Below are 14,947 nucleotides of genomic sequence, written 5' to 3'. Positions count from 1 at the left end.
CAACGCGTGCAAGAGTTAATTGAGTCGGTAGGGAAACTTTCGGCCAAACAAAGAAAGGCTCTGGCAGTTCTGCTCAAACAGAAAGGCCTGAACCTTTTCACGATTGCCCCGGTTTTCCAGCGCGCGGCCGAAGAACCGTTGTTGCTGTCCTATGCCCAGCAACGGCAGTGGTTCCTCTGGCAGTGGGCGCCGCAGAGCACGGCTTATAACATCCCCACGGCCCTGCGACTCAAGGGCCGGCTGGATGTGGCTGCGTTGCAACGCAGCATCGAGGCCCTGGTCGACCGACACGAAAGCCTGCGCAGTGTGTTCACTCAACAAGATGATCAGCCCGTGCAAGTGGTCCTGCCCGCAGGGCCTTTTGCACTGGATGTCGATGAACTGCACCTGCCGCAGGGCGAGCCTCTGACGGCTCACCTGCAGGCATTCGTCGAACAGGAAACAGGCAAACTCTTTGATTTGCAGACGGGCCCGCTGATGCGCGCGCGTTTGTTGCGTCTGGCCGCTGACGACCATGTATTGGTGGTGACGTTGCATCACATCGTCTCCGACGGCTGGTCGCTGCAGATTATGGTCGAGGAACTGGTGCAGTTGTATGCCGGCTTCAGTCAGGGCCAGGCGGTTCATCTGCCGGAATTGACGATCCAGTACCCTGACTACGCGCAATGGCAGCGACAATGGATGGAAGCGGGTGAGCAGGAGCGACAACTGGCTTATTGGCAAGACACGCTCGGCGGCGAACAGCCGGTGCTTGAACTGCCCACCGATTTCCCTCGGCCGGCGGTGCAGAGTTTTGCCGGTGCCAGCCACCGCCTGATGCTGGATGAGACGCTCGCCGAAGGCCTCAAGGCCCTGGCCAAACGAGAAAACACCACGCTGTTCGTGCTGTTGCTGGCGTCATTCCAGACACTCTTGCACCGTTACAGCGGTCAGCAGGACATTCGTGTCGGTGTGCCCGTCGCCAATCGTGGACGCGCTGAAATCGAGCGCCTGATCGGCTTTTTCGTCAATACCCAGGTGCTCAAGGCTGATATCGATGGCCAGTGTTCATTCGTCGAGTTGCTGCGCCAGGTCCGCCAGACCGCGCAGGACGCCCAGGCTCATCAGGACCTGCCTTTCGAGCAACTGGTGGAAGCGTTGCAGCCCGGTCGCAGCCTGAGCCACAGCCCGTTGTTCCAGGTGATGTTCAATCACCAGGCCGAAAGCCGCAACGATGCGCCAACCGGCCTGGGTGAACTGAGCGTGGAACGCCTGGAATGGCAAAGCCAGACCGCCCAGTTCGACCTCGTGCTCAACACTGTCGAACATGCCCATGGCATTGAAGCCGTGCTCAAGTACGCCACGGATCTGTTCGCCGCCAGCACCCTCGAGCGCCTGGCGCAACACTGGCAGCACCTGTTGCAAGCGGTGGTGGCTGACCCGACGCAGCGCATCGCCCAATTGCCGTTGCTGGCGGCGGCGGATGAACGAGTGATACTCGAAGACTGGAACCGTAGCGCCGTAGCCTACCCGGCCGGCCGGTGCATCCAGCAGTTGATCGAGGAACAGGCGGCGCGCACCCCGGAGGCATTGGCGCTGGTGTTTGCTGAGCAGCAACTGAGCTACGCCGAACTCAATGCCCGGGCCAACCAGTGGGCGCACCGCCTGCTGGAGCTGGGCGTCGGCCCGGATGTGCTGGTGGGCGTGGCGGTTGAGCGCTCGCTGGAAATGGTCATCGCGTTGCTGGCGGTGCTCAAGGCCGGTGGCGCCTATGTGCCGCTGGACCCGGAATACCCGCAGGAGCGCCTGGGCTACATGATCGACGACAGTGGCCTCAAGCTGCTGCTGACCCAGGCTCACTTGTCTTTGCCGATCGCGCCCCATGTGCAGGCGCTGGACCTGGGCCAGGCCTTGAACGGCTACAGCACGGCGAACCCGCAAGTGACGCTGGACCCGGAAAACCTCGCCTATGCGATCTATACCTCCGGCTCCACCGGCAAGCCCAAAGGCGTGATGGTGCGCCATGGCGCCCTGACCAACTTTATCGTGAGCATGGCCGCCGCGCCCGGGATCGACGCGCAGGATCGGCTGCTGTCGCTGACCACGTTCTCCTTCGACATCTTCGGCCTGGAGCTGTACACGCCGTTAATGGTCGGTGGCCGTGTGGTCCTGGCCAGCCAGGCTACCCAGCGCGATCCGGAGCTGATCCTCAAGCAGGTTCAAGCGCAGGGCATCAGCGTGTTGCAAGCCACGCCGTCGACCTGGCGCATGCTGCTGGAAAGCCCCAACGCTGGCGTCCTGGCGGGCCGTCGTCTGCTGTGCGGCGGTGAAGCGTTGGCCGATGAATTGGCGGTGCGCATGACCGCGCTGGGGGCGCAAACCTGGAGCCTCTACGGCCCGACCGAAACCACCATCTGGTCGGCCTTGCAGCCGTTGAACAGTGAGCACAGTCAGCCGCATCTGGGCAAGGCGATCAATAACACCTCGCTGTACATCCTTGGTGAAGACCTGTCGGCCAACCCGGTGGGGGTCGCCGGTGAACTCCTGATCGGTGGCGATGGCCTGGCGCGAGGTTACTTCGAGCGCCCGGCACTGACCGCCGAGCGTTTCCTGCCCAACCCGTATGGTGAGCCGGGAGGGCGCTTCTACCGTACCGGCGACCTGGCGCGTTACCGTGCGGATGGGGTGATCGACTACATCAGCCGGATCGACCATCAGGTGAAGATCCGCGGTTTCCGTATCGAGTTGGGCGAGATCGAAGCGCGCCTGCTGGAACACGCCGAGGTGCGCGAAGCCGTGGTGGTGGCCCAGGACGGTGCGCAAGGCCCGGTGCTGGTGAGTTACCTGGTGGCGCCTGACGCTGCACAAGACAGCTTGCGTGAAGCGTTGAAACACAGCCTGCAGCAACAATTGCCGGATTACATGGTGCCGCAGTACTGGCTGTTCATGGCGCGCCTGCCCCTGACGCCCAACGGCAAGCTGGACCGCAAGGCCCTGCCCAAGCCGGACGCCAGCCAGGTGCAAAAGAGCTACATGGCGCCGAGCACCGAACGCCAACGACAAGTCGCGCAGATCTGGCAAGAAGTGCTCAAGCTGGAGCGGGTGGGACTGGCGGACAACTTCTTCGAACTGGGCGGGCACTCGTTGCTGGCCACCCAGGTCATGTCGCGGGTACGGCAGTTGCTGAATGCTGAAGTACCGCTGCGTACCTTGTTTGAACACAGCACCTTGCAGGCTTTTGTCCAGGCCTTGGAGCCAGAAGCGTCGAACGCGCAGGCCCCGGTGTTGACCCGGATCGAGCGCAATCAATCGTTATCGCTGTCCTACGCCCAGGAGCGGCAATGGTTCCTCTGGCAGTTGGACCCGGACAGCACGGCTTACCATATCCCGGCGGCGTTGCGCCTGCGCGGCGAACTGAATGTGGTTGCCCTGGAACGCAGTTTCAACGCTCTGCTGGCGCGCCATGAAAGCCTGCGCACGCAGTTCATCGAGGAAGATGGGCGCACCGTGCAGGTGATTCAGCCCGCGATGAGCCTGACCCTCGCTGTCGAACCCTTCGGGCCGGCAGTGGATTTCGATGCCCGGCTCAAGGCCCGGGTCGACGCGGAAATCAGCCAGCTGTTCAATCTGCGCCAAGGCCCGTTGCTGCGCGCCAAACTGCTGCAGTTGGCGACCGATGATTACGTGCTGATCGTGACCCAGCACCACATTGTGTCTGATCGCTGGTCGATGAAAGTGACAGTGGATGAGTTGATCGAACTCTATGCCGGCTACAGCCAGGGCCAAGACGTGCAACTGCCGGCCTTGCCGATCCAGTACGCCGACTATGCCCACTGGCAGCGGCAGTGGATGGACAGCGGCGAGCGCGAGCGTCAACTGGCGTATTGGCTGGAGCAACTGGGCGGTGAACAGCCGGTGCTGGAGTTGCCGACCGATCATCCCCGTCCGGCCCAGCAGAGTTACCGTGGCGCGCAAATACACATCCCGTTGAGCCCCGAGCTGGGCGTGGCGTTGAAGCAGTTGGCCCAGCGCGAGCAGGTCACGCTGTTCATGCTGTTGCTGGCGTCGTTCCAGGCGCTGTTGCATCGCTACAGCGGGCAAAACGATATTCGTGTCGGCGTGCCCATCGCCAACCGTAACCGCCTGGAGACCGAGCGCCTGATTGGCTTCTTCGTCAATACCCAGGTGCTCAAGGCGGAATTCACCGAAGGCTTGTCGTTCCGCGACTTGCTGGGCCAGGTGCGCAGCGCCGCGCTGGCCGGCCAGGCCTGGCAGGACCTGCCGTTCGAGCAATTGGTGGATCGTCTGCAACCCGAGCGCAGCCTGAGCCATAACCCGTTGTTCCAGGTGATGTTCAATCATCAGAGCGAGGACCCTCGGGCCCAGCCTATCAGCACTCAACTGGGGGCGTTGCGCGTCGAAAGCTTGAGCTGGGAGAGCACCACCGCGCAACTCGACCTGACCTTGAATACCTTCGAATCCGAGGACGGGGTGTCGGCGTCACTGATTTACGCGACTGACCTGTTCGAAGCAGCGACCATCGAACGCCTGGCCATGCATTGGCAAACCCTGTTGCAGGGTATCGTCAGTCATCCGCGGCAAGCGGTGGCCGAGCTGCCGCTACTCAGTGCCCGCGAGGCGCAACTGATCACCTACGACTGGAATGCCAACGGTTCGACCTTTGCCGATCAGCCGGGCATTGCGCATCTGATCGAAGCGCGCGCCGCACAACAGCCGAATGCGCTTGCCCTGGTGTCGGGCGAGCGAACCCTGAGCTATGGCCAGCTCAATGCACGGGCCAACCAGTTGGCACACCACCTGATCGAGTTGGGCGTCGCGGCGGAAGTCCGGGTGGGCGTGGCGATGCCACGCTCCAGCGAGTTGGTGATTGCCTTGCTGGCGGTGCTGAAGGCCGGTGGCGCCTATGTGCCGCTGGACCCGGATTACCCGCGGGACCGCGTGGCCTACATGCTTGAAGACAGCCAGGCCAAGGTCTTGCTGACCCAGGCCAGCTTGCTGGAACAACTGCCGCAGGGCGACGCCCAGGTACTGCTGGTGGAAGCCGGCGGCCATGCGTTTGCCGGGTACCCTGAGCACAATCCGGGGTGCCGTGGGCAGTCGTCGAACCTGGCCTATGTGATTTACACCTCCGGCTCCACTGGCAAGCCGAAGGGGGTGGCGATTACCCACCGTAACGTGTTGGCGTTGATCCACTGGTCGCAGCAGGTATACAGCCAGGATGACCTGCAAGGTGTCCTGGCCTCGACCTCCGTGTGTTTCGACCTGTCGATCTGGGAGATTTTTGTCACCCTGGCCAGTGGCGGCTCAATCGTCATGGCGCGCAATGCCCTGGAGTTGCCCGAGCTGGCGGCCCGCGATCAAGTACGCCTGATCAATACCGTGCCATCGGCGATTGCCGCCCTGCAACGGGCCGGGCAGATTCCCGCGAGTGTGCGCATCATCAACCTGGCCGGTGAACCGCTGAAGCAGTCGCTGGTGGAAGTCCTCTACGCGCAGCCCACGGTGGAGCATGTCTACGACTTGTACGGTCCTTCGGAAGACACCACCTATTCGACCTGGACCCGGCGTGCCAGCGGGATGTCGGCCACTATTGGCCGGCCCCTCGCCAACACCGCCAGCTACTTGCTGGACCCACAACTGCAAACCGTGCCGGTGGGGGTCGCCGCCGAGCTGTACCTGGCGGGTGAAGGCATTACCCGTGGCTACCTGTTCCGCCCGGGCCTGACTGCCGAACGCTATGTCCCCAACCCGTTTTCGAGCACGGGCGAGCGTCTGTACCGTACCGGCGACCTGACCCGTTACCGCGCCGATGGCGTGATCGAATACGTTGGGCGTATCGACCATCAGGTGAAGGTGCGTGGCTTCCGTATCGAGCTGGGCGAAATCGAGGCGCGGCTGCTGGCCCTTGAGTCAGTGCGCGAAGGCGTGGTACTGGCGATCGAAGGGGCCAGCGGCCAGCAGTTGGTGGCCTACCTGGTGGCATCCGTCAGCGTCAGCGAAGGGCAAGCGGCCCAGGGCGAGGCGATCCAGGCGCAGCTCAAGGCGCATCTGCCGGAGTACATGGTGCCGGCGCACGTGGTGTTCCTCGACCAGTTACCGCTGACGCCCAATGGCAAGCTCGACCGCAAGGCCTTGCCGTTGCCTGACCTGAACCAGCACCCGCGGGCTTATCTTGCCCCGAGTAATGCGCTGGAATCCCAACTGGTGGCGATCTGGCAGGAGATCCTCAAGCTTGAGCAGGTGGGGGTCACCGATAACTTCTTTACCCTGGGGGGTGACTCGATCATCTCGATCCAGGTGGTCAGCCGAGCCCGTCAGGCGGGCATCCGCTTTACCCCTAAGGATTTGTTCCAACAACAAACCGTACAGCGCCTGGCGAGGGTGGCCGAGGTCGGCGAACCGGATGGGCTCGGTGAACAAGGTCTGGTAAGCGGAGTCAGCGCTCTGTCGCCGGTGCAGCACTGGTTCTTCGAGCAGGCAATTCCCGAACGCCAGCGCTGGAATCAATCGGTCTTGCTCAAACCCTTGAACCCTCTGCACCCGCAACGCCTTGAACAGGCATTGCAGGCGCTGATCAGTCATCACGACGGCTTGCGCCTGAGCTTTGATCCGCAGAGCTTGACGGCAAGTTATCGCGCCCTGGAGCAACAGCAGCAGTTACCAGCGCCGCTCTGGCACAAAACAGTGGCGGACCTGGACGAACTTGAGGGTCTGGCCGATCAGGCCCAGAGCAGTCTCGACCTGGAGCAGGGGCCGTTAGTGCGGGCGGTGCTCTTCGAGTTGCCCAATGCCGAACAGCGCCTGTTGCTGGTGGTGCATCACTTGGTGGTGGACGGTGTGTCCTGGCGCATCTTGCTGGAGGACCTGCAGGATGCCTACAAGCAACTGTTGGCCGGGCAGGCGATTACGTTCAGCCCGAAGACAGTGTCATTCAAACGCTGGGTCGAGCACTTGCAGGCTTATAGCCAGAGCGCCGCTCTACTGCGCCAGTTGCCGTACTGGCAGGCCCAGGGGATCGCCGAGGCCGCGCAACTGCCTTGCGACAATCCGCAAGGCTCGCTGCAAAACCGCCACGCCCAGACGGTCTACACGCGTCTGGATGCAACCCTGACCCGTCAGTTGTTGCAAGACACAGCCGCGGCCTATCGGACCCAGATCAACGACCTGTTGTTGGCCGCTCTGGCGCGGGTGATCTGCCGCTGGACCGGACAGCACTCAACGTTGATCCAACTTGAAGGCCATGGTCGTGAAGAATTGGTCGAACAGCTGGATCTGACCCGCACCCTGGGCTGGTTCACCAGTATGTTCCCGGTCAACCTGACGCCAGCCGCCGGGATCGCCGACTCGATCAAACAGATCAAGGAGCAGTTGCGCGCGGTACCGGATCGCGGGATCGGCTTTGGCCTGTTGCGTTACCTGGGCGATGAGCCGACGCGCCAGGTCCTGAGTCAACGCGCAGTGCCGCGCATTACCTTCAACTACCTCGGGCAGTTCGACGGCAGCTTCGATGTCGAGGACGGTGCACTGTTTGTCCCGGCCAGTGAAGCCAAGGGTGCCGAGCACAGTCCGCTGGCGTCATTGGGCAACTGGTTGTCGCTGAATGGCCAAGTGTATGGCGCAGAGTTGACCCTGGGGTGGACCTTCAGTGGGCAGATGTTCAGTGAACCGGTGATTCAGCGTCTGGCCGATGAATACGCCAGCGAGCTTGAGCAACTGATTGAGCATTGCTGCCAGCCGCAGCATCGCGGCCTGACACCGTCGGACTTCCCGCTGGCGAATCTGAGCCAGCAGCAGCTCGACGAATTGCCGGTCAGCGCCTGCGCGATTGATGATGTGTACGCCTTGTCGCCGATGCAGCGCGGCATGTTGTTTCATACCTTGTATGAGCCACAGGGCAGCAGTTACACCAATCAGGTACGGCTGGATGTCGAGGGGCTCGACCCGCAACGTTTCCAGGCCGCCTGGCAAGCCACGGTGGATGCTCGCGAGGTATTGCGCAGCAGTTTTGTCTGGCAGGGCCTGGAGCATCCGGTGCAGGTGGTTCACCCCCACATCAGCGTGCCGTTCGCGCTACTGGACTGGCAAGGCCGCGACGATCTCGTGGCGGAGCTGGACGCCAGGGCCTTGGCCGAACGGGAGCAGGGTTTTGATTTGACGCAGGCGCCGCTCTTGCGTCTGGTGCTGATACGCGTCGATGCACTGCGTTATCACTTGATCTACACCAACCATCACATCCTCATGGACGGCTGGAGCGCCTCGCAATTGATGGGTGAGGTGTTGCAGCGCTACAGCGGTGAAACGTTGGCGTTGAATGCCGGTCGCTATCGTGACTACATCCAGTGGCTGCAACGCCAGGATGCCGAGGCCAGCGAACGGTTCTGGAAAGAGCAACTGCTGGCACTCAATGAGCCGACTCATCTGGCCCGCGCTATCGCACACACGCCAGTCGCCGGTTTGCAGGCGCTGTATGGCGAGCAGCGCCAAGTCCTGGACGAATCCATCACCCAGCGTCTGCGCAGCCTGGCCCAGGCGCATAAAGTCACCCTCAACACCTTGGTCCAGGCGGCCTGGCTGTTGCTGTTGAGGCGTTACACCGGTCACTCGAGCGTGGCGTTCGGAGCCACAGTGTCCGGGCGTCCAGCGGACCTCAAGGGGGTCGAACAACAGATCGGTCTGTTCATCAACACGCTGCCGGTGATTGCCAGCCCACAACCTGAACAGAGCCTGGAAAGCTGGTTGCAGGGCGTGCAGCAGTTGAACCTGCGCCTGCGTGAGTACGAATACACGCCGTTGTTCGACATCCAGCGCTGGGCCGCGCAGGACGGTGGTGACCTGTTCGACAGCCTGCTGGTGTTCGAGAACTACCCGGTGTCCGAGGTGCTGGAGCAGGAAGCGCCGCGGGAGCTGGTGTTCAAGGACGTCAGTTATTTCGAAAGGACCAACTATCCGTTGACCGTGATGATTGGCGTCGGCCAGACCCTGGCGTTCAACTTCAGTTACCAGTGTGCACACTTCGCGGCGTCGACCATTGTTCAGGTGAGCGAGCAACTGATAGTCGTGCTCGAACAGATGCTTGAGGTGGCGGCGGACAGTCCGCTGGGCGCGCTCAAGCTGTTCGAGGCCGACCAGCAGCAAATGCTGCATGATTGGAACCGTAGCGCCGTGGCCTACCCGGCCGAACGGTGCATCCAGCAGTTGATCGAGGAACAGGCGACGCGCACTCCGGAAGCGCTGGCGCTGGTGTTTGCTGAGCAGCAACTGAGCTACGCCGAACTCAATGCCCGGGCCAACCAATGGGCGCACCTCCTGCTGGAGCTGGGCGTCGGTCCGGATGTGCTGGTGGGCGTGGCGGTTGAGCGCTCGCTGGAAATGGTCATCGCGTTGTTGGCGGTGCTCAAGGCCGGTGGCGCCTATGTGCCGTTGGATCCGGAGTACCCGCAAGAGCGCCTGGGCTACATGATCGACGACAGTGGCCTCAAGCTGCTGCTGACCCAGGCTCACTTGGCCCTGCCGATCGCGCCCCATGTGCAGGCGCTGGACCTGGGCCAGGCCTTGAGCGGCTACAGCACGGCGAACCCGCAAGTGACGCTGGACCCGGAAAACCTCGCCTATGCGATCTATACCTCCGGCTCCACTGGCAAGCCCAAAGGCGTGATGGTGCGCCATGGCGCCCTGACCAACTTTATCGTGAGCATGGCCGCCGCGCCGGGGATCGACGCGCAGGATCGCCTGCTGTCGCTGACCACGTTCTCCTTCGACATCTTCGGCCTGGAGCTGTACACGCCGTTGATGGTCGGTGGCCGTGTGGTCCTGGCCAGCCAGGCTACCCAGCGCGATCCGGAGCTGATCCTCAAGCAGGTTCAAGCGCAGGGCATCAGCGTGTTGCAAGCCACGCCGTCGACCTGGCGCATGCTGCTGGAAAGCCCCAACGCTGGCGTCCTGGCGGGCCGTCGTCTGCTGTGCGGCGGTGAAGCGTTGGCCGATGAATTGGCGGTGCGCATGACCGCGCTGGGGGCGCAAACCTGGAGCCTCTACGGCCCGACCGAAACCACCATCTGGTCGGCCTTGCAGGCGTTGGACAGCGAGCACAGTCAGCCGCACCTGGGCAAGGCGATCAATAACACCTCGCTGTACATCCTCGGTGAAGACCTGTCGGCCAACCCGGTGGGGGTCGCCGGTGAACTCCTGATCGGTGGCGATGGCCTGGCGCGGGGCTATTTCGAGCGCCCGGCACTGACCGCCGAGCGTTTCCTGCCCAACCCGTATGGTGAGCCGGGAGGGCGCTTCTACCGTACCGGCGACCTGGCGCGCTACCGCGCGGACGGGGTGATCGACTACCTCAGCCGGATCGACCACCAGGTGAAGATCCGCGGTTTCCGTATCGAATTGGGCGAGATCGAGGCGCGCTTGCTGGAGCACGCCGGTGTCATCGAGGCGGTGGTGGTTGCTGTGCCCGGCCCCACCGGGCCGCGCCTGGTGGGCTATGTGGTGCCTCAGGACCGCGCGTTGCTGGAGGCCGAACTGTCGCGCCAGGCGGATTTCGTCAGCCAATTGAGCGAACAATTGAGCATCAACCTGGCCGATTACATGGTGCCGTCTTCCCTGGTCCTGCTCGACCGCATGCCGTTGACGCCCAACGGCAAGCTGGACCGCAAGGCGCTGCCGACGCCGGATCAGGCATTCGCCCAACCGGCTTTCGTAGCGCCAGTCACCGAGGTTGAAAGGATCCTGGCCGCTATCTGGCAAGGCGTGCTGGGGATCCGCCAGGTCGGGCTAACCGATAACTTCTTTGCCTTGGGTGGCGACTCCATCAGCTCGATCCAGGTGGTCAGCCGTGCGCGTCAGGCCGGCCTCGAGCTGAGCCCACGGGATATTTTCCAGCACCGAACTCTCGAGACCCTGGCCCGGCATAGCCGTTGGGCTGTGCCAGCTATTGCCGCTGATACCAGGTTCAGCGAGCAAGCGTTACATGGGCTCGATGATGCGCAGTTGCACAGCCTGGGGCTGCCTCTGGAGCGGGTCGAGCATCTGTATCCGTTGTCGCCCATGCAGCAGGGCATGTTGTTCCTCGGCCTGAACGCGCCGGATGCCGAGCTCTACATCAACCAGTTGAGCATTCCGGTGCAAGGACTGGATGTCGAACGCTTCAAGCGCGCCTGGAGCGTGGCCTGTGAACGTCATGCCATTCTGCGCACCGGTTTTGTCTGGCAAGGCCTGGAGCAACCCCTGCAATTTGTCATGGATTGTCTTGAGCTGCCATTGGTCGAGTTGGACCTGCAAGGGACCCACGACTTGCCGCAACGCCTGGAACGACTGGCCCGTGAGGAGCGTGAGCGTGGGTTCGAGCTGGAGCGACCGCCGTTGCAGCGGATTGTCCTGGTACAGCTGGGGGCGGACAGCTACCAGATGATCTGGACCTATCACCACTTGCTGATCGATGGCTGGAGTGTGTCGCAACTGCTGGGCGAAATCTTGCAGCACTACGCGGGCGCATCGTTGCCGGCGCCCGTGGCCTACCGCAATTATATCGCTTGGCTGCGCCAGCAAGACCCGCAGGCCAGTCAGGCGTTCTGGAGCCAGCAGGTGTCGCGGCTGGAGGAGCCGACCTACCTGGCCAACGCGTTTGCGGCCCAGCCACGCGGCCAAGGCCATCATGCGCTGTACAGCCGCCTGGGCGAGGTCGCGACCGAACGCTTGAAAGGGTTTGCGCAAACCCAGCACGTCACGCTCAATACCCTGGTGCAAGCCGCTTGGCTGATGTTGCTCAGTCGCTACAGCGGCCAGAGCAGCGTGGCTTTCGGCGCCACGGTCGCTGGGCGTCCTGCTGAACTGGCCGATTCCGAGCGCATGCTTGGGTTGTTCATCAATACCCTGCCGGTGATTCAAGTGATCGACCCGTCGCGCCAACTGGGTGACTGGTTACGCGATATTCAGGAGTACAACCTGCAACTGCGTGAGCGCGAGTACACGCCGCTGTCCGATGTGCAACGCTGGGCCGGCCAGAGTGGCCAGGCCTTGTTCGACAGCATCATCGTGTTTGAAAACCATCCGGTCGATCAGGCTCTTGATGAGGTCGACGATCCACTGCTGCGCTTTGGTGAAACCGGCAGTTACGGGCGTACCAACATTCCGATGGACCTGATGGTGACGCTCGACGACGGTCTGGTCATCGAGTACATGTACTTGCAGGAGCAGTTTGACGAAGCCGCGGTGCAGAGCATTCGCCGCAACATGGAAGGGCTGCTGGAGCAACTGGCGCGCGATCCGCATCAGCCTTTGGGCAATATTGGTCTGCCTGAGGCACTGACTGCCGAGGCTCAGCCGGCCGGTCCTGCCTTCGATGGCTTGTATGTTCACCAGCGCATTGCCCGGCATGCCGTCCAGGCGCCGCAGCAGCCCGCCGTGCTGTTTGCTCAGACGGTGTGTTCCTACGCCGAGCTGGACGCCGCCGCCAACCGCCTGGCTCACCTGTTGATCGCCGAAGGCGTGGGGCCGGAAGTTCGAGTGGGCGTGGCGATGCCACGCGGCCAAGCGTTGATCGTGGCCTTGCTCGCCGTATTCAAGGCCGGTGGTGCTTATGTGCCGCTGGACACCGGTTATCCGAAGGACCGCTTGACCTACCTGATGGAAGACTCGGGTATTGCCTTGCTGCTGACTGACACCTCGTTGCGCGAGACCCTGCCGACGCTGGCGCATTTGCGGGTGCTGGAACTCGATCGACTGGACCTCGCCGAGCAGCCTGTGACAGACCCGCAGGTGCGGCTGCACGCGGAAAACCTGGCGTACGTGATCTACACCTCGGGGTCCACCGGTCTACCCAAGGGCGTGGCGGTGGCGCATGGTCCGCTGGCCATGCATTGTCGGGCGATCGGCGAGCGCTACAGCATGAGCCCTGAGGATTGCGAGTTGCTGTTTATGTCCTTTGCCTTCGACGGCGCCCATGAGCGTTGGCTGACCACGCTGACCCATGGCGGGCGCCTGCTGATTCGCGATGACACCCTGTGGACGCCGGAGCAGACCTTTGAGGCCTTGCACCAGCACGGTGTGACAGTCGCGGCGTTTCCACCGGTCTACCTGCAACAGTTGGCCGAGCACGCCGAGCGTGAAGGCAACCCGCCGCCGGTACGAATCTACTGCTTCGGCGGCGATGCGGTACCGCAGGCCAGCCTGGCTCTGGCGCAACGCGCCTTGCAACCCCAGTTCATCATCAACGGCTATGGCCCGACCGAAACCGTGGTCACGCCGCTGATCTGGAAGGCTGGGCCCGACGACACATGTGGCGCCGCCTACGCGCCGATTGGCAGCAAGGTCGGCGCGCGCAGCACCTATGTCCTGGACAGCGACCTGAATCCATTGCCCAAAGGCGTTGCGGGTGAGCTGTACCTGGGCGGTCATGGCATGGCCCGGGGTTACCTGGACCGTGCCGGACTGACCGCCGAACGGTTTGTCCTCGATCCGTTCAGCCTTGACGGTGGACGCTTGTACCGCACCGGTGACCTGGTGCGCGAACGTCAGGATGGCGTCTTCGATTATCTGGGGCGTATCGACAATCAGGTGAAGATCCGCGGATTCCGGATCGAGCTGGGTGAGATCGAATCACGCCTCAAGGGCTGTGCCGGGGTGCGCGACGCCGTGGTGGTCGCCCGTGACGGTGGCAGCGGCAAGCAACTGGTCGGTTATGTGGTGGCCCAAGACAGTGGCGTTGACAGCGGCTGGTGTGATCGCCTGCGCGAACAACTGCGGGGCGAGCTGCCGGACTACATGGTTCCGGCGCATTTGATGGCGCTGGAGCGTATGCCGCTGACCCCGAATGGCAAGCTCGACCGCAAAGGCCTGCCAGCGCCTGATGTCAATCAGCAGCAACGCGCTCACGTAGCACCGCGCACCGAACTGGACAAAGCCCTGGCGCAGATCTGGCAGAGCGTGCTCAACGTCGAGCAGGTCGGGCTGGACGACAACTTCTTCGAGCTGGGTGGCGACTCGATCCTCAGCCTGCAAGTCGTGGCCAAGGCGCGAGCGCTGAAAGTGCATGGCTTCAGCCTGAAACTGCGTGACTTGATGCAGAAGCCGACGATTGGCGAACTGACCGGCAGCCGTGAGGGGCCGGCGCTGGCGGCGAAACCCACGTCGATACTGACGATGAATCAGGCAGGGATCGAGCTGGCCCCGTTGTTCTGTGTACATGCCGGGTTTGGCACGGTATTCGATTACGAGCCCGTCGCCCGGTTGCTGGCCGGGCGCCGCTCGGTCCAGGCGATTCAGTGCCGGATGCTGCTTGACGCCAACTGGCAGGATCAGTCGCTGGAGCGCATGGCCGTGGATTACGTCGATGACCTGCGCGCCCGGCAACCCCATGGGCCCTACCATTTACTGGGCTGGTCGCTGGGCGGGACGCTGGCGATCTTGATGACGGCGGAACTCGAGCGCCAGGGCCAGCAGGTCGAATTCCTCGGCCTGATGGACAGTTTCGTGCCGGGCAGCGAGCCGGGTGCGGAGATGGATGACGGTCTGGAGGATCTGCAAGCGTTTATCCAGGTGATGATGCCGGGTGTGCACGCGCCACTGCCGGTCACGCTGGATGAGAGCCCGGCGGGCTTGCGTCAACTGTTCGCCGGCTTGCTGGCACGGCAGACGGTAGTCGCGGGCTCATTGTCCCAGGCGTTGGGGGCGGATGAACTGGGGCACATCTTCAGCGTGGCACGGCGTCTCAAGCGTTTGTCCCTGGCGCTGGCCCGTTGCCCGCAGATCCACGCGGCGCCGCATTGTTGGTGGGCCGCCGGCCATGCAGCGGCGGCCCAGGCGCTTCATGTGCAAATAGGCCAGGACGCCGCGGGGCCGAGCTTGCCTTGCGGGCACTTCGAGGTGCCCCACAATCCGCATTTCCTTGAAAGCCTGGACCAGGCACTTACCCGTTTGCTGACCTCGATCAGCGCTTGAACCTGAACCT

1 protein-coding gene is annotated in these 14,947 nt (G+C 62.9%); it reads left to right on the top strand.

Annotated features, from left to right (window positions below):
• The first annotated feature begins 6 nt into the window (after positions 1 to 6).
• Positions 7 to 14,937 carry a non-ribosomal peptide synthase/polyketide synthase gene (locus tag AC6CIA_RS08410; RefSeq protein ID WP_498311465.1) on the top strand — a complete coding sequence of 4,977 codons (14,931 nt, stop codon included), beginning with the start codon at positions 7 to 9 and terminating at the stop codon, positions 14,935 to 14,937.
• Positions 14,938 to 14,947 lie beyond the last annotated feature (10 nt).

The sequence above is a fragment of the Pseudomonas sp. GQ91 genome, assembly GCF_059758795.1.
The sequence above is the reverse complement of the archived record's forward strand: the minus strand, read 5'-3'. Positions and strand labels throughout refer to the sequence as shown.